Source organism: Nocardia sp. NPDC003726 (genome assembly GCF_053586955.1).
Map to the genome: position 1 here is coordinate 1 of NZ_JBSFNF010000012.1, position 16,605 is coordinate 16,605.

Genomic DNA, 16,605 nt, shown 5'->3' on the forward strand with positions numbered 1-16,605 from the left:
CTCGCGTGTGCGCGGCCGCCGCTTGCTCCTTCGTCGCGTACGCGGCGGCCGCGCACACGCGAGCCGGGCCGCGAACGGCGGATGCTCGGTCTCGCTTCGCTCGAAACCTAGAGTTGCGGTGCGCTGGGCGCGTCGGTAGCGGAATCCGCTGCCCGGTGCACGGGATTTCGAGTGGCTGGCTGACAAACCGACCGAGCCAGACTCCGACGGTGGCCGACGCCTTTGGCCTGATCGGCAAGCGGCTGACGCGTACTCCCTCGCGCGCAGGCGACGACTGCGCACACGCGAGCAGGGGCCGCGAACGGAACAGGCTCGGTCTCGCTTCGCTCGAAACCTGGAGTTGCGGTGCGCTGGGCGCGTCAGTAGCGGAATCCGCTGCCCCGGTGCACGCGGTCCGAAATGGCTGGTCCAAGCCGCATGAGTCAGGTCGCGACGGTTGCCGCCGCACGGTCCCTGTTCGTGCCGATCGGTCCGAGACTGTCCCTGATTCTTCGCCGCGTGGGCGACGGACGCGAACACGCGAGCCGGATCGCGAACGGCGCACGCTTGATCTTGCTTCGGTCGCCGTCAGGGCGCGTGAGAATCGAATCCTGTCGCCAGGTGCACGCGGTGTGGAGTGGCTGGCCGGCAGGCAGCCGGATCGTGTCGTGACGGTTGCCGCGGTTGCCCCGTGTTCGGCCAGGTCAGCCAAGGGCTGTTGTTTGCTCCATCGTCGCGTCTGCGGCGGTCAGCCGACGCGAGCCGAGGCGGCCAGATTTCCGGTCCGGCGCGTGACGCGACCGGAGAGATCCAACTGGTCAGCGGTGGTGGGTGTTGCGGCCGAGCATGGCGGTCAATTCCGAGTGCAGCCGTTGCGCGTCGCGGTCGATCACCTGCGCGGAGCCCGCGCGGTCGGTGCCGCGGGCGACGAGTGTGGCAAACGCCACGATGACTGCCAAGGTGATGAGGAAAGTAACCATGGCAGTAATTTTGCGGTCAATGATTTACCGCCGACAGTGGCGGTACCGACATTGTTCGTCAAAATCCGGCCACTAGACTGGCGGCATGCTGTCGAAGGTCGCCGTGGTGCTGTCCGAACGCATGGCCATGTTCGAATTCGGGGTCATCTGTGAGGTTTTCGGGCTCGACCGCACCGCCGACGGACTGCCCGCCTTCGATTTCCGGGTGTGCGGGGCCGAGCCGGGCGTCCCGTTGCACTCCACCAGCCCCGGTATCACCGTCACACCGGAGTACGGGCTGGAAGAGCTGGCGGCGGCCGATCTGGTGGCCATCCCCGCCGCCGCGGCCGATCGGGGGTTCGATCCGCGGATCGTCACGGCCGTCCGCGACGCGGCGGCCGCCGGGGCGACCGTGCTCACCGTGTGTTCCGGCGCGTTCCTGGCCGGTGCGGCCGGGCTGCTCGACGGCCGTAAGTGCACCACGCATTGGCGCTACGTGGAGCAACTCGCCGCCGAGTATCCCGCGGCGACCGTCGATCCGGATGTGCTGTTCGTCGACGAGGGCGATCTGATCACCAGCGCGGGCACCGCCGCGGGCATCGACGCCTGCCTGCACCTGGTGCGCCGCGAACTCGGCAGCGGCGTGGCCAACGCGATCGCGCGGCGGATGGTGGTCCCGCCGCAGCGCGACGGCGGGCAGCGCCAGTTCATCGAACGCCCGGTCGCGGCCTGCACCTCCGACAGCCTCATTCCCACCCTGGAGTGGATGAACGAGCACCTGGATCTGCCGCACACGGTGGAAGACCTGGCCACACGCGCCAACATGTCCACCCGGACCTTCGCGCGCCGTTTCGCCGCCGAGACCGGAACCACCCCGGTGAAATGGCTCACCAACCAGCGCGTACTGCTGGCCAAGCAACTGCTCGAGGAAACCGACCTCGGACTGGAACAGATCGCCGCCCGCTCCGGCTTCGGCTCCGGCGCGCTCCTGCGCCACCATTTCCAGCGCCTCGTCGGCATCGCCCCCACCGAGTACCGCCGCCGCTTCGGGCGCAGCTCGGACGCCTCCGCCTGATCACGGAGCCATACAGCCGACCGGCTTTCCGCGTACGTCCGAGACGTATCGGCATACTCGCCCCGGTTCACCGAGCACCGTTGCTGGTCGCCGTCTGTTCGGCCTACCGTCACAGATTCACCGCGGCTGCGCCTGCCCCATCTTCGGAGTTCCCCGCCCGGACCGGGCATGCCTCGAGAGTCACGCGGCAATCCGCGGTTCGGTTGATACCGTGCACTCGTGTCCGAGACTCCCGCGCCTACGCCACGCAGCATCCTCGTTCTGGGTGGCGCGCGGTCGGGGAAGTCGGCGTTCGCGGAGGACCTGGCCGTGCGGGCGGGCGGCCGAGTACGCTACCTCGCCACCGCCGTGCCCGACCCCGCCGATCATGATTTCGCCGAGCGCATCGCCGCACACCGAGGCCGACGCCCAGCGGGCTGGTCGACCATCGAAAGCGCCGACCCCACAGCGGTTCTCCTCGCAGCCATGCCGAGCCCGCCGCCAGTCACCCTGATCGACGACATCGGCACCTGGCTGACCGCCCGCATCGACGCGCGCGAAGCTTGGGAAGCGCCGCGCGGCACGGTCGCTCCCGACACCGACGCGCTGGTCTCTGCCGTCGCCGCCTACACCGGCGACCTCGTGATCGTCAGCCCGGAGGTGGGTATGGGCGTCATCCCGGCCACGCGTTCGGGCCGTCTCTTCCGCGACGAGATCGGCACCCTCAACCAGCGCTTGGCCCAGGTCTGCGACGAGGCTTTCCTGGTCGTCGCGGGCCTCCCCCTCCGTCTCAAGTAGCCGCCGTTCGCAGCGCTCCCTCGTTGCGAGCAACCACCGACCGCGACAGGCGGCCCGCGACGCGCCGGGCGACGCAGCCGCGGCTCGGCGGCGTCGGAGGACTGCCTGGTCACTTGGATGTCGCCGGCCGGAAAACGCGTGTTGTCGCCCCGGAATCCCCGGCCGCGCCGCCGGTCGCCCGCCGCGTTTCCTGCATGTGCGCCGACCACTGCGCGAGACGATCGCCGGGACGTCGTCGCAGAGGCTCCTGGCTCCGACCTCGATCACACCGCTGTGTCGAGCAGGTCGCGCCCTTGGCGCCGATTCGCGACGTCGATCATGGTGTCACCTGCGCCGATCACCGACCCGGCTCGCGGAGGTCTCGCCGACACACCGCCGACCCGGAGCAGGCCGCGTCCTACCTTCTCCGGCAGCGAACCGGCAGGTGGTCCTGCGGCGCGTCGAGCGGCTACGCCGTGATCAGGTCACGGCCCCACGGCGTGGAAGGGCAATGGCAAGATTGGGCGGCGTAGTCGGCGGGACCGCCATGACCGAAAGGCTCGATAGTGACGCACGGATTCGGACCGGTAGCGCCTCCGGACACACAGTTTCGTGCGGCGGCCGAGCAGCGGCAAGCCCAGCTGACCAAACCCGCTGGTGCGCTGGGCCGATTGGAGCAACTCGGCAACTGGGTGGCGGCCTGCCAGGGCGCCTGCCCGCCGAAGCAGTTCGAGCGCGCCAGGGTCGTGGTCTTCGCCGGGGATCACGGCATCGCGCGGCACGGGGTGTCGGCGTATCCGAGCGAGGTCACCGCGCAGATGGTCGCGAATTTCCTCGGCGGCGGCGCAGCGGTGAACGCGCTGGCGGCGGTGGCCGGCGCGACGGTCAGGGTGGCGGACATCTCCGTCGACGCCGACACCGACCCGCAGGTGTCCAAGCACAAGGTGCGCCGCTCCAGCGGGGCGATCGATCGCGAGGACGCGCTCACCGCCGACGAGGTCCAGGCGGCGATCGAGGCGGGCCGCGCCATCGCCGACGAGGAGATCGACGCGGGCGCGGACCTGCTGATCGCGGGTGACATGGGTATCGGCAACACCACACCCGCCACCGTGCTCATCGCGAGCCTGACCAATACCGAACCGGTCGCCGCCGTGGGGCGCGGCACGGGCGTCGACGATGCCGGATGGATCCGCAAGGTCGCCGCGATCCGCGATGCGATGCGGCGCGCGCGCCCGGTGGTGAAGGACCCGGTCGAACTGCTCCGCGTGGCCGGTGGCGCCGACTTCGCCGCGTTGGCCGCGTTCCTCGCCCAAGCCGCCACCCGGCGCACACCCGTCGTCCTTGACGGCGTCGTCGTGACGGCCGCGGCGATGGTCGCCGAGGACCTCGCCGCGGGCGCGAGCGCTTGGTGGCTGGCCGGTCACCGCTCCACCGAACCGGCGCACGACCTCGCGCTGCGACACCTGCGCCTGGAACCCCTGCTCGACCTGACCATGCGCCTCGGCGAGGGCTCCGGCGCGCTGACCGCCCTCCCGATCCTCCGCTCGGCGGTGGCCGCCCTCGCGGAGATGTCGACCTTCGCCGAAGCGGGTGTCAGCACCGCCGACGCCGAACCGGCGAGCGCCCCGCCGAACCTGCGAAAGTCGTGAACGGTACCCGGCTGGCGATTTCCTGGCTCACGGTGCTGCCGGTGCGCGGGCCGGATGCCGTCGACCGGGCCGCGGCGGGCCGTGCGATCCTGCTGGCGCCGCTGGTCGGCGCGCTGCTCGGAGCCGGAGCCGCGGGTTTGCTGTGGGCGCTGAGCCGGGCCGGGGCGAGCGCGGCGCTGGCCGGGTTGCTTGTGGTCGGCGCGCTGGCGTTGATCACCAGGGGCATGCACCTCGACGGCTTGGCCGACACCTTGGACGGACTTGGCAGCTACGGTCCGCCGGAGCGGGCCAGGCAGATCATGAAGAGCGGCGGGGCCGGCCCGTTTGGTGTCGCGGGGCTCGCGTTCGCCATCGGCATACAGGCGTTCTCGTTCGCGTCCTTGGCCGACTCGGCCCGATGGTTCGCCGTCGCCCTCGCCGTGGCCACCGGCCGCGTCGCGGTGATCCTCGCCTGCCGTGGTGTCCCGGCCGCGCCTGGCACCGGGTTCGGCGTCCTGGTCGCGGACACGCAGTCGGCCACCGCCGCGGCCTTCTGGTCCGTGACCACGGTGGGTCTGGCCGTGTTCGCGGTTCCGCGCTGCCCGTGGCTCGGCACCTTGGCCGTCACCCTCGGCCTGACCGCCTCCACGCTCCTGGTCCGGCACTGCGCGCGCCGCTTCGGCGGGCTCTCGGGTGACGTCCTCGGCGCGGCGGTCGAGACCACCGTTGCGCTCACGGCAGTCGTCCTGTCACTCACCGTCCAGCCCGTCTGACCGTCCCCGAGACGCCGGATGGAACGTTGTCCGGGGTGAATCAGCGGCGAGAGTCTGAGTCACTGGAATTTTTCCGGCCGTGGTGCGCGGATCGTCTGGGTCGGGCAATAAGGTGGGCGGTATGTCTTCTGAGCGCCTGTATTTTCGCCAGCTGTTGTCGGGACGCGACTACGCCGTGGGCGATCCGATCGCGACGCAGATGCGCAACTTCGCGTATCTGATCGGCGATCGGGAAACAGGCGAGTGCGTGGTGATCGATCCCGCCTACGCCGCGGGTGATCTGGTCGACATCGCCGAGGGCGACGGTCTGCGCTTGAGCGGGGTGCTCGCCACCCACCACCACCCCGACCACGTGGGTGGCACGATGCTCGGCTTCACCCTGCGCGGGGTACGCGAGCTGCTCGAAAAGACAAGCGTCCCAGTGCATGTCAACGCCAAAGAGCTGCCGTGGGTGGCGAATGTCACGGGAATCGCCGAGAGCGAGCTCACCGGCCACGAGCACGGCGACAAGGTCACCGTCGGAGCCTTCGACATCGAATTACTACACACGCCCGGCCACACTCCGGGCAGCCAGTGCTTCCTGTTCGACAACCGCCTCATCGCGGGCGACACCCTTTTCATCGACGGGTGTGGCCGCACCGACTTCCCCGGCGGCGATTCGGACGAGATGTTCCGCAGCCTGCGCTACCTGGCCGGACTCGCGGGCGACCCGGTCGTGTATCCGGGCCACTGGTACTCGCAGGAGCCCAGCGCGGCGCTGTCCACTGTCCGGGACAAAAATTACGTCATGCGCCCGCAGACGCTGGAGCAGTGGCACACGCTGATGCCGGGCTGAGTCACATCCGCCGCATCCAGCCGTGCTTGTCGGCGAAGGTGCCGCGCTGGATGCCGGTGAGGGTGTCGCGCAGGGCCATGGTCACCGTGCCGGGCTCGCCACCGCCGATGGTGAATTCGCCCGCATCGGAACGAACCCAGCCGACCGGCGTGATCACCGCGGCGGTTCCGCACGCGAAAACCTCGGTGATCTCACCGGATTCGGCGCCCTTGCGCCATTCCTCGACCGAGATCCTGCGCTCCTCGACCGGGAAGCCGGAATCGGCGGCGAGGGTGAGCAGCGAGTCGCGAGTGATGCCGGGCAGCAGCGAACCGGACAGTTCCGGGGTGACCAGCCGTGCGTCGGAGCCGGAACCGAAGACGAAGAACAGGTTGTTCGTACCCATCTCCTCGACGTAGCGGCGCTCGCACGCGTCCAGCCACACCACCTGGTCGCATCCCTTGGCCGAAGCCTCCGCCTGCGCCAGCAGGGAAGCGGCGTAGTTGCCCGCGACCTTCGCCTCACCGGTCCCGCCCGGCGCGGCGCGCACGTATTCGGTGGACAGCCACACCCGCACCGGCTTCACGCCACGCGGGAAGTACGCCCCCGCCGGGGAGCCGAGCAGCAGGTACTTGTACGCCGCGGCCGGTTTGACGCCCAGCCCGGCCTCGGTGGCGAACATGAACGGCCGCAGATACAGCGATTCCTCACCGCCCGCCGCGGGCACCCAGTCGCGGTCCACCTCGAGCAGCTGGCGCACCGACTCGATGAACAGTTCGTCGGGCAGCTCGGCCATCGCCATCCGGCGAGCCGACCGGCGGAAACGCGCGGCGTTGGCGTCGATGCGGAAACAGGAGACGCTGCCGTCGCTCTGCCGGTAGGCCTTCAGGCCTTCGAAGATGGCCTGGCCGTAGTGGAACACCATGGTCGCGGGGTCCAGCGCCAGCGGCCCGTAGGGCTCCACCCGCGCGTTCGTCCACGTGCCGCCGACGTAATCGATCGAGACCATGTGATCGGTGAAGTACCGCCCGAACCCCGGCTCCGTCAGTACCTCCTGTCGCCGCTGCGCCGGAAGCGGCGCGGGGTGCGGAATACGGGTGAACTGTGCGGCAGCGGTCATGGCGACGATCCTATCCGGCCCCGTTGCGGGCATTTCGCCACGGTCCACCCCCCTCCCCGCGCGGCCGAGCGCCGCCGGGGCCTGCGGAAAGCGGCTACTTCGTGCTGGTCCGGACGAACGGCGGGCGAACGATCTCGCAGCGCAGGCGGCGGCCGCGCACGTCGACCTCGACCTCGGCGCCGGGCTCGAGGCCCGCCGCGGTGTCGAGCAGGGCCAGCGCGATACCGAGCTTGAGGGTGGGCGAGAAGGTCCCTGAGGTGGTTTCGCCGACCGGCTCGCCATCGCGCAGCACGGTTTGCCCCTGCCGGAGCACACCGCGGTCGAGCGCCTTCAGCCCCAGCAGGATTCGGCGCGGACCAGCCGACTTCTGCTGTTCCAGCGCGGCCTTCCCCCAGAACTGCGGCTTCTGCCAGCCGACCGCCCAATCGCAGCGCGCCTGCACCGGGGAGATGTCGAGGGAGAGTTCGTGCCCGTGCAGCGGATAGCCCATCTCCGTGCGCAGGGTGTCGCGGGCGCCGAGCCCGGCCACCTGGCCCTCAGCGGCACGCACCTGCTCGACCGCGGCGCGGAACAGCGGTTCGGCGTCGTCCCAGCGGGGCAGCAACTCGTAGCCGTGCTCGCCGGTGTACCCGGTGCGGCAGACCCGGACCGGGCGGCCGTCCCAGTCGGCGTCGGCGTAGGCCATGTACTCGAGGTCGGCGGGCAGCCCGAGCGCGCTCAGCACCTCGACGGAGCGCGGGCCCTGCACGGCGAACACGGCGTAGTCGCGGTGCTCGTCGCTCACCGTGACGCCTTCGGGCGCGGCCTTGCGCAGTTCCGCGACGACCGCCGCGGTGTTGGCGGCGTTGGGCACCAGGAAGATGTCGTCGTCGGAGACGTAGTAGGCGATCAGGTCGTCGATCACGCCGCCGTCGGGGGCGCAGCACAGCGTGTACTGCGCCTTGCCCGGCCGGATCCGGCCCAGATCGTTGGTCAGCGCCGAGTTCACGAACGCCGCGGCGCCGTGGCCGCGCACCGTCGCCTTGCCGAGGTGGCTGACGTCGAACAGCCCCACCGTCGTGCGAACCGCCTGGTGCTCGGTCACCGTGCCCGCGTAGGACACCGGCATCTCCCAGCCGCCGAACGGCGCGAAGGTCGCCCCCAGCTCGACGTGCACGGCGTGGATGGGTCCTTGCAGGAGGTTCGTCTCGGTCACCGGCCGAGCTTATCCGGGCCGGGTCCGGCCGAGTCCCGCACGCGCTGCGGCCGGTACCACATCGGGATGAGCGTCGGGCCGTTCTCCGGCAACGTGTGCGTCGTTGCGGTCGGCGCGAACCCGCAGCGGCGGTAGAGCCGGGCGGATCGCTCGGTGCTGGCTTCCAGGAACGCCGGGACGCCGGCTTCGGAGGCCGCTGCCAACCGATCGGCCAGGATCGCCGCACCGGCTCCCTGACCGCGATGCTCCGGCACCGTGACGATCACTTGCAGGTAGCGGTGCGGGAATTCGCGGGGATGCTCGCGGGCGAGCAGGTCGGTGACGATCGCCAGCCGCTGCGCCACGCGCAGATCGGGAGCCTGTTCGAGCATGGTCCGCGCCTCGGCGGCTTCGTCGGCGAATCGCTCCACCGAGGTGACGTGCTGCCAGATCGATATCGACCAGATCTCCTCGCCCGCCCCCGCGACCCAGATCTCGTCCTCGCGCAACGCCCGGTCGACCAGGCCGGGCACGAACGCGGTGCGCAAACCCGCGTCGGACTGCCCTTCGAGCACCCACGCGGTCACCACCTCGTCCGCGCTGGCGATGCCGAACGCCTCGATCAGCGCGTCGCGGTCCGCGACACCGGCCTGGCGAGCGGTGATTTCCATCCCCGTCCCCTTTCCTCGTGAACACCGTTTTCCGAGCTCGAATCTAGGCAGCTCACAGCGGTATCAGTAGCATTTCGTCACACCTGTTCGTGTGTCGAAAAGGATCGGCGATGACCTGCGCTACCTGCCGCGACGAACTCACCCAGCCCAGCCGGGGCCGGCGGCGCAAATACTGCTCACGCTCCTGCCAGGCCCGCGCCTATCGCGCCCGCCGCGCGGCGATCCCGGTACGTGGCCCCGCTCGTACCACGCGACTGACCACCGTCGGCATCGCCCGCACGGCGGTGGAGCTGGCCGACCGCGACGGAATCGACGGCCTCACCATGCGCCGCCTGGCCAGTGCGCTCGGCGTCGCCACCGCCACCCTCTACCGCCACTTTCCCGACCGGGAAGCGCTGCTGGCGAGCATGGCGGAACTGGTGCTCGCCGAGATCCCGCCGCCAGGGCCGGCGTGCACCGGCCTGCGCCCCCGGCTGCGGCACGAGGCGCACGAGGAGTGGCGCCTCTACCGCAGGCATCCGTGGATGCTGCCGCTGCTGGCGCGGGTGCGCCCGCCGCTGGGCCCCGCGCTGCTGGACGTCCTGGAACGGAACTTCGCCGCCCTCGACCATCCCGGCCTGACCAGGCAGAACGGATTCACCATCTATCTCGCCGTGTCCGGCCTGGTCCAAGGGCTCGCCCTGCTGTGGAGTTCCGAGCGCGCCGACCGCTTCGGCGATCCGCGCGACGCCGCCGAGACGCACCCTGACTTCGCCGAGTTGCTCGACCCGGCGCTGCGTCCGGTCCTGCACCGCTACTTCACCGACCTGGACTCCGGCTTCGGCATGGACTTCGACGACCTGCTGGCGAACGCGGTGGAACTGCTGCTCGACGGCGTCGCGCTGCGCCATCCGGAACCAACCGAATAGCCTGTGCCAATGACCGCTGTTGCAGATCGCTCGCTCGGACCGGAACTGGCACGCACCGAGACCATCGGCGCGGACACCGATGTGCTCGTCATCGGCTTGACCTCCTCGGAGGACGGCCCCGCCATCGTGCCCGAGGACCTGTTCGGCGACGTGCTCACCGCCGACGTGCGCGCGGAACTGCTCGATCAGCTCGGCGCGGTGGGCGCCAAGGGCAAGGCCGAGGAACTCACCCGCATCCCGGCGCCCGCCGGACTGGACGGGGTGACCAGCGTCCTCGCCGTCGGGCTCGGCTCCGCCGAGAAACTCGACGCCGAGCAGATCCGCCGCTCGGCCGGTGTCGCCGCCCGCGCGCTGTCGGGCACCGAATTGGTGGTGACCACGCTGTCCGGGCTGGATATCGGCGCCGCCGCCGAGGGCTTCTACCTGGGCGCCTACTCGTTCACGCCGTTCCGCTCGGACAAGTCCGCGCCCAAGCCGGACGAGCGGCCCGTGGCCCGCGTCGAGTTGCTCGTGCCCGAGCCGGGATTCGGCGAAGAAGCCCTGTTCCGCGCGCAGCTCACCGCCGAGGCCGTCGCCACCGCACGGGATTTCGTGAACACCCCGCCCAGCCACCTGTTCCCGGCCGAGTTCGCCTCGCGCGCCCAGGAACTCGCCGAGGCCGCGGGCCTCACCGTCGAGGTGCTCGACGAGAAGGCCCTGGAAGCGGGCGGTTACGGCGGCGTGCTCGGCGTGGGCAAGGGTTCCTCGCGCCCGCCGCGGCTGATCCGGATCACCTACGCGGGCGGCCCGAAGAAGGTCGCGCTTGTCGGCAAGGGCATCACCTTCGACACTGGCGGCATCTCCATCAAGCCCGCGCAGAACATGGAGAACATGACCTCCGACATGGCGGGCGCCGCCGCCGTGATCGCCACGACGCTGCTGGCCGCGCGGCTGAGCCTGCCGATCACCGTCACCGCCACGGTGCCGATGGCGGAGAACATGCCGTCGGCCACCGCGCAGCGCCCCGGCGACGTGCTCACCCAGTACGGCGGCACCACCGTCGAAGTGCTCAACACCGACGCCGAGGGCCGGTTGATCCTCGCCGACGCGATCGTGCGCGCGAGCGAGGACGAGCCGGAGTACCTGATCGACGTGGCCACCCTGACCGGGGCGCAGATGGTCGCGCTCGGCACCCGCACGCCCGGCGTGATGGGCACCGACGAGTTCCGCGACCGGGTGGCCCGCATCTCGCGCGAGGTCGGGGAGAACGGCTGGGCCATGCCGCTTCCCGCCGAACTGCGGGCCGACCTGAACTCCAAGATCGCCGATCTGGCCAATGTCGCGCCGCACCGCTGGGGCGGCATGCTCTCGGCCGGGCTGTTCCTCAAGGAGTTCGTGCCGGAGAACGTGCAGTGGGCCCATCTCGACGTCGCGGGCCCGGCCTACAACACCGGCGGTCCGTTCGGCTACATCGGCAAGGGTGGCACCGGCGTCCCGGTCCGCACGCTGATCGCCGTGCTGCAGGACATCGCCGCGGAGTGAGCGTCACGCGCGCCGTCCGGGGTGGCTCCCGGACGGCGCGCGTCGTCCATGCGCCCGGCAGCACGCGTCCGGCGGACTCCGAGCCCACCGGGAATCGGCGGATCCGGCCGGCGTTCACGACCGCTCGGGAAGCGGCGCACGGCGCCCGGAAATCGGGCGCAACGGACAAACCGACAGCCTCAGAGGTCGTACAGATCGCGCTCCAACTCGCGCTGCCGCTCGATCCGCTTGCGCGCGTCGTAGTCGCGCATCCGCTGCGGATATCCGGTCTTGCCGACGTCGTAGACGGGGATGTGCAAATCCTTGGCAAGCCTTCGCGCCCCGCGCTCGCCGACGATCCGGCGTGTCCATTCACCATCCGCGGCAACAAGGACGACTGTGACATCTGTCACCGTGGTCTTCGGTTCGATATAGCCCTCGACGCCCACATGCGTGCGCACCCAGTCGGCCAGGTACCGAGCGTCCTGCCCGGACACCGAACCCCCACGTAGAGTGCCGCCACCCCGGGCGACGCCGCCGCGGAAACGATCCAGCAAACCCAACGACGCCGACCTCCTTTCCTGCACCGGAGAATGTTCACCGCCGGTCTTCCCATACTGCCAGCTCCGCGCAGTTCGCCGCCCTGTGCTACATGGCTTGCGGACGAGTGCAAGGATGGACCGCGGTACAAGAACCACACGGATCTCCGGTGCCACGCACAATGATCGGTGGCTTCCGGACTCCCGTCGCGACCCGCGGCGGGCGTCCGCAGCGAGATCAACTGTTGTAGAACCCCGTCGAGCAGTCAGAGGAGTCAACGGACATGGCCTTCTCCGTCCAGATGCCCGCTCTTGGTGAGAGCGTCACCGAGGGAACGGTGACCAGGTGGCTGAAGCAGGAAGGAGACACGGTCGAGGTCGACGAGCCGCTGCTCGAAGTCTCCACCGACAAGGTCGACACCGAGATCCCGTCCCCCGCGGCGGGTGTGCTGTCGAAGATCGTCGCAGGCGAAGACGACGTGGTCGAGGTCGGCGGCGAACTCGGCGTGATCAGCGAGCCCGGTGAGGCGGAGTCCTCCGCTCCCGCGCCCGCTCCGGAAGCCGCGGCGCCCGCGCAGGAGACTCCCGTCCCCGCGGAGGAAGCGCCCGCCGCCGAGCCGCAGGCCGAGCAGTCCGCTCCCGCCGCCCAGGCCGCTCCCGCGTCGTCCGGTGACGGCACGCCGGTGAAGATGCCGGAACTCGGCGAGTCGGTCACCGAGGGCACCGTCACCCGCTGGCTGAAGTCGGTCGGTGACGAGATCGCTGTCGACGAGCCGCTGCTCGAGGTCTCCACCGACAAGGTCGACACCGAGATCCCCTCCCCCGTCGCGGGCACCCTGCTGGAGATCACCGCCCAGGAAGACGATGTCGTGCCCGTCGGCGGGCAGCTCGGCGTCATCGGCAGCGGAGCACCGGCGGCCGCCGCACCGGCTCCCGCCCCCGCACCGGCCCCCGCGCCCGAGCCCGCTCCGAAACCCGCCCCGGCACCGAAGCCCGAACCGGCTCCGGCCGCCGCCGCTGCGGCCCCGAAGCCCGCGCCCGCCCCCGCACCGGCTCCCAAGCCCGAGCCTGCTCCCGCGCCCGCCGCCACCGCGGCCGCCGAATCCTCCAACGGCGCAACCCCCTACGTCACTCCGCTGGTCCGCAAGCTGGCCGAGGAGCACAACGTCGACCTCGCCGCGATCACCGGTTCCGGTGTCGGCGGCCGCATCCGCAAGCAGGACGTGCTCGCCGCCGCCGAGGCCAAGAAGGCTCCGGCCGCCGCCCCTGCCGCGTCCGCTCCGGCCGCGCAGGCGCCCGCGGCGCCCGCCGCCGCCCGTTCGCAGCTGGCTCACCTGGTCGGCACGGTGCAGAAGGCCAACCGCATCCGTCAGATCACCGCGACCAAGACCCGTGAGTCGCTGCAGACCACCGCGCAGCTGACCCAGGTGCACGAGGCCGACGTCACCAAGATCGCGGCGCTGCGCAATCAGGCCAAGGCGGCGTTCAAGGAGCGCGAGGGCGTCAACCTGACGTTCCTGCCGTTCTTCGCCAAGGCCGTGGTCGAGGCGCTCGGCGTGCACCCGAACGTCAACGCCAGCTACGACGAGTCCAGCAAGGAGATCACCTACCACGCCTCGGTGCACCTCGGCATCGCCGTCGACACCGAGCAGGGCCTGCTGTCGCCGGTGATCCACAACGCCAGCGACCTTTCGCTGGCCGGACTCGCCCGCGCCATCGCCGACATCGCCAACCGGGCCCGCAACGGCGGCCTCAAGCCCGACGAGCTGGCCGGCGGCACCTTCACCATCACCAACATCGGCAGCCAGGGCGCGCTGTTCGACACCCCGATCCTGGTTCCGCCGCAGGCGGCCATGCTGGGCACGGGCGCGATCGTCAAGCGCCCGGTCGTGGTGACCGACGAGACCGGCAACGAGTCCATCGGCGTCCGCTCGATGTGCTACCTGCCGCTCACCTACGACCACCGCCTGATCGACGGCGCCGACGCAGGGCGCTTCCTGACCACGATCCGGCACCGGCTCGAGGAAGCGGCGTTCGAGGCCGATCTCGGCCTGTGAGGAAGGTCCCGCGGCACGTATGAAGGTCGTGATCGCCGGCTCGTCCGGGTTGATCGGGACGGCGCTCGTCGCGGCTCTGCGCCGCGACGGGCACGAGGTCGCCAGGCTGGTGCGCAGGAAACCGGCTGGCCCGGACGAATTCGCCTGGAACCCCGCCCGCGCCCAGCTGGACCAGCGGGCGCTTCGCGACGCCGACGCCGTGGTCAACCTGTGCGGGGCGGGCGTCGGACGACGGCGCTGGAACGGCAGCTTCAAACAGGAGTTGCGCGACAGCCGGATCACACCGACCGACGTGCTGGCCGGGGCGGTGGCCGCCGCCGGCGTGCCCGTGCTGCTCAACGCCAGCGGGGTGCACTACTACGGCGGCGACACCGGCGATCGGGTGGTGGACGAGTCCTCCCCGCCCGGTTCGGGATTCCTCGCCACGTTGTGTCAGGACTGGGAGAAGGCGACCGAGCCCGCCGCCGCGGCCGGTGCGCGCACGGTGCTGTTGCGCAGCGCCGTGGTGTTGTCCCGGGCCGGCGGCCTGCTCGGAATGCTCCACCCGCTGTACGCGATCGGCTTGGGCGGGCGGCTGGGCAACGGCCGCCAGTACACGCCGTGGATCTCCATGGCCGACGAGATCGGCGCGATCGTCTTCGCGCTCACCCACGACACGGTGTCCGGTCCGATCAACGTGGTCGGCCCGGCCCCGGTCACCAACGCCGAGTTCAGCCGCGCGCTGGGCCGGGCGCTGCATCGCCCCACGCCGCTCGTCGTCCCGGCGTTCGCGCTGCACGCGCTGGTCGGTGAGCTGGCGCGGGAGGCGATCCTGCGCGGGCCGAGAGCGATTCCCACCGCCCTCGAGGAAGCGGGCTACCAGTTCCACCATCCCACCATCGGCGCCGCGCTGGCGGCCACGGTGGGACGACCCGGAGATGCTCGATGACCGACCGAATCGACACCAGGCCCGCCACCGTCATCCGCGACGCCACCACCGACGATCTTCCGGCGATCCTCGACATCCACAACACGAATATCGCCACCTCCACCGCGATCTGGGACACCGAGCGCGTCGGCCTGGACGAGCGCCTCGGCTGGTTCCGCACCCGCACCGGCGCCGGGCTGCCCGTGCTGGCCGCCGAGAGCGACGGGGAACTGGCCGGTTACGCGAGCTACGGGCCGTGGCGCGCCAAATCGGGATACCGCTACACGGTGGAGAACTCCGTGTACGTCGACGACCGTTTCCAGCGTCGCGGCATCGCCACCGCCCTGCTCACCGAACTGATCGACCGCGCGCGCCGCGCGGGAGACGTGCACGCCATGATCGCCGCCATCGAATCCTCCAACACCGGTTCGATCCTGCTGCACGAGCGCTTCGGCTTCCGCACCGTCGGCGTGCTGCCCGAGGTGGGCCACAAGTTCGGCCGCTGGATGGATCTGACGCTCATGCAGCTGACCTTGCCGGTCGACGTCGACTGACCCCGCGTCTTCACACCGGGGCCTGCCGAATGCGCCGGCAGCGCTAGGGGTGTGTGTGCGCTCGTTGATCTACGCCGGGCAGCGAGCCATTCGGCGCTGCTGCGAGCGCGCGGTCTTGCACTCCCACCGGCAGGTGTCAGTGACGAAATGCGCTTCCGCCGGTGGGGATGCCGATCGTCGCGGCGAGCTCGGGCGCCGCCACGGTCGGCCGGGCGCTGGACCACCCGGTGCGCCCGCGCTGACCACGCGCGGTCGGCGCAGTAATCTGCCGCCGACCACAACGACTCCACCGCGCTGGACCTTGTCAGCTCTCCCCTGGCAACCCCGATTCAGCTGTGGGGGCTCTCACCTCGAGGTGCTGGAAACGGCTGCCCCCGTGGGCGTACCGTCATCGCTGTGACCAAGCCGCGCACCACCGTGTCCGCCCGCTTCGATACGACCCCGATCGTGGTCGACGACCTCGGGCTGATCGACTACCACGCCGCCTGGGACCTGCAACGCGGCATCGCCGAGCAGCGCGCCGACGGCACCGGATCCGATCATCTGCTGCTGCTCGAGCACCCCTCGGTGTACACCGCGGGCCGCCGCACCGAAGCCGACGATCTGCCCATCGACGGCAGCCCGGTGGTGCAGGTCGATCGCGGAGGCAAGATCACCTGGCACGGTCCCGGCCAACTGGTCGGCTATCCCATCGTGCGGCTCGCCGAGCCGGTCGACGTCGTCGGCTACGTGCGCCGCCTCGAGGAGGCGTTGATCACCGTGTGCACCGGCCTCGGGCTGGTCTGCGGCCGCGTCGACGGGCGCTCCGGCGTCTGGTTGCCCGCCACCGAGTGGCATGCCGAACGCAAGATCGCCGCGATCGGTGTGCGCGTGCAGCGTGGCGTCGCTCTGCACGGCGTCTCGCTCAACTGCAACTCCGCCCTCGACGGGTTCCAGGCCATCGTCCCGTGCGGCATCCGCGATGCGGGCGTCACCACGCTGACCCGCGAACTCGGCCGCGAAGTCACCGTCGCCGAGATCAAGCCGCTGGTGGCCGACGCCATCGTCCGCGCGCTGGACGGCGACCTGCCGGTCACCGACCACGACATAACCCGCGTCACCCCTGGTGACACCACCCCGCAGTCCCCGATCACGACGGCGTAAGGTCGATCAGGTGACCTCAGTCGACACCCCGACACCACACGGCGCGTC

16 protein-coding genes are annotated in these 16,605 nt (G+C 70.7%); 11 read left to right on the plus strand and 5 right to left on the minus strand.

What is annotated here, in order from left to right; genetic code table 11:
• Positions 1–797: 797 nt before the first annotated feature.
• Positions 798–959 (minus strand): hypothetical protein, encoded by a 162-nt coding sequence (locus tag ACWDMM_RS17700; RefSeq protein ID WP_357109063.1) that lies wholly within the window; start codon positions 957–959, stop codon positions 798–800.
• Positions 960–1,044: 85 nt separating this feature from the next.
• Here ACWDMM_RS17700 and ACWDMM_RS17705 point away from each other — a divergent pair, with 85 nt between their 5' ends.
• From ACWDMM_RS17705 to ACWDMM_RS17725, 5 genes are all read left to right on the plus strand, one after another.
• Positions 1,045–2,013 carry a helix-turn-helix domain-containing protein gene (locus ACWDMM_RS17705; protein WP_357109060.1) on the plus strand — a complete coding sequence of 323 codons (969 nt, stop codon included), beginning with the start codon at positions 1,045–1,047 and terminating at the stop codon, positions 2,011–2,013.
• 219 nt (positions 2,014–2,232) lie between these two features.
• Positions 2,233–2,790: a bifunctional adenosylcobinamide kinase/adenosylcobinamide-phosphate guanylyltransferase gene (cobU, locus tag ACWDMM_RS17710; protein WP_195077812.1), complete on the plus strand. Its 558-nt coding sequence runs from the start codon at positions 2,233–2,235 to the stop codon at positions 2,788–2,790.
• Positions 2,791–3,335: 545 nt separating this feature from the next.
• A complete protein-coding gene (cobT, locus tag ACWDMM_RS17715; protein WP_195077811.1) occupies positions 3,336–4,418 on the plus strand; it encodes a nicotinate-nucleotide--dimethylbenzimidazole phosphoribosyltransferase in 1,083 nt (360 codons plus the stop codon).
• Positions 4,415–5,170, plus strand: coding sequence for an adenosylcobinamide-GDP ribazoletransferase (locus ACWDMM_RS17720; RefSeq protein WP_357109056.1), 756 nt, complete (start codon positions 4,415–4,417; stop codon positions 5,168–5,170). Before cobT ends, ACWDMM_RS17720 begins: the two co-directional genes overlap by 4 nt.
• 121 nt (positions 5,171–5,291) lie before the next feature.
• On the plus strand, positions 5,292–6,005 hold the full coding sequence (locus tag ACWDMM_RS17725; protein ID WP_357109053.1) for an MBL fold metallo-hydrolase: 714 nt from the start codon (positions 5,292–5,294) through the stop codon (positions 6,003–6,005).
• A 1-nt stretch (position 6,006) separates the two neighbouring features.
• On the opposite strand, the gene ACWDMM_RS17730 is transcribed toward ACWDMM_RS17725, so the two are convergent.
• The 3 genes from ACWDMM_RS17730 to ACWDMM_RS17740 all read right to left on the minus strand — a co-directional run bounded on the left by ACWDMM_RS17730 (position 6,007) and on the right by ACWDMM_RS17740 (position 8,949).
• Positions 6,007–7,104 carry a branched-chain amino acid aminotransferase gene (locus tag ACWDMM_RS17730; RefSeq protein WP_195077808.1) on the minus strand — a complete coding sequence of 366 codons (1,098 nt, stop codon included), beginning with the start codon at positions 7,102–7,104 and terminating at the stop codon, positions 6,007–6,009.
• Positions 7,105–7,198: 94 nt separating this feature from the next.
• Positions 7,199–8,299, minus strand: a complete 1,101-nt coding sequence (gene gcvT, locus ACWDMM_RS17735) for a glycine cleavage system aminomethyltransferase GcvT (RefSeq protein ID WP_357109050.1) — start codon at positions 8,297–8,299, stop codon at positions 7,199–7,201.
• Complete coding sequence (locus ACWDMM_RS17740) at positions 8,296–8,949, minus strand: GNAT family N-acetyltransferase (RefSeq protein ID WP_357109047.1); 654 nt, start codon at positions 8,947–8,949, stop codon at positions 8,296–8,298. The genes gcvT and ACWDMM_RS17740 overlap by 4 nt, the downstream gene beginning before the upstream one ends.
• 110 nt (positions 8,950–9,059) lie before the next feature.
• Here ACWDMM_RS17740 and ACWDMM_RS17745 point away from each other — a divergent pair, with 110 nt between their 5' ends.
• Entirely contained in the window at positions 9,060–9,857 is a 798-nt protein-coding gene (locus tag ACWDMM_RS17745; protein WP_357109044.1) for a TetR/AcrR family transcriptional regulator, read from the plus strand.
• 9 nt (positions 9,858–9,866) lie between these two features.
• Positions 9,867–11,378, plus strand: a complete 1,512-nt coding sequence (locus ACWDMM_RS17750) for a leucyl aminopeptidase (protein WP_195077804.1) — start codon at positions 9,867–9,869, stop codon at positions 11,376–11,378.
• 179 nt (positions 11,379–11,557) lie between these two features.
• Here the strand turns inward: ACWDMM_RS17750 and ACWDMM_RS17755 are convergent, their stop codons facing one another.
• On the minus strand, positions 11,558–11,920 hold the full coding sequence (locus ACWDMM_RS17755) for an oxidoreductase (RefSeq protein WP_397070071.1): 363 nt from the start codon (positions 11,918–11,920) through the stop codon (positions 11,558–11,560).
• Between the two features lie 260 nt (positions 11,921–12,180).
• Between ACWDMM_RS17755 and sucB the strand changes: the two genes are divergently transcribed.
• The 4 genes from sucB to lipB all read left to right on the plus strand — a co-directional run bounded on the left by sucB (position 12,181) and on the right by lipB (position 16,557).
• Positions 12,181–13,953: a 2-oxoglutarate dehydrogenase, E2 component, dihydrolipoamide succinyltransferase gene (gene sucB, locus ACWDMM_RS17760; protein WP_357109041.1), complete on the plus strand. Its 1,773-nt coding sequence runs from the start codon at positions 12,181–12,183 to the stop codon at positions 13,951–13,953.
• Positions 13,954–13,972: 19 nt separating this feature from the next.
• Positions 13,973–14,881 carry a TIGR01777 family oxidoreductase gene (locus tag ACWDMM_RS17765; protein ID WP_449938423.1) on the plus strand — a complete coding sequence of 303 codons (909 nt, stop codon included), beginning with the start codon at positions 13,973–13,975 and terminating at the stop codon, positions 14,879–14,881.
• Complete coding sequence (locus ACWDMM_RS17770) at positions 14,878–15,414, plus strand: GNAT family N-acetyltransferase (protein ID WP_195077801.1); 537 nt, start codon at positions 14,878–14,880, stop codon at positions 15,412–15,414. Before ACWDMM_RS17765 ends, ACWDMM_RS17770 begins: the two co-directional genes overlap by 4 nt.
• Positions 15,415–15,810: 396 nt before the next feature.
• Positions 15,811–16,557: a lipoyl(octanoyl) transferase LipB gene (lipB, locus tag ACWDMM_RS17775; protein ID WP_195077800.1), complete on the plus strand. Its 747-nt coding sequence runs from the start codon at positions 15,811–15,813 to the stop codon at positions 16,555–16,557.
• Positions 16,558–16,605: the final 48 nt, after the last annotated feature.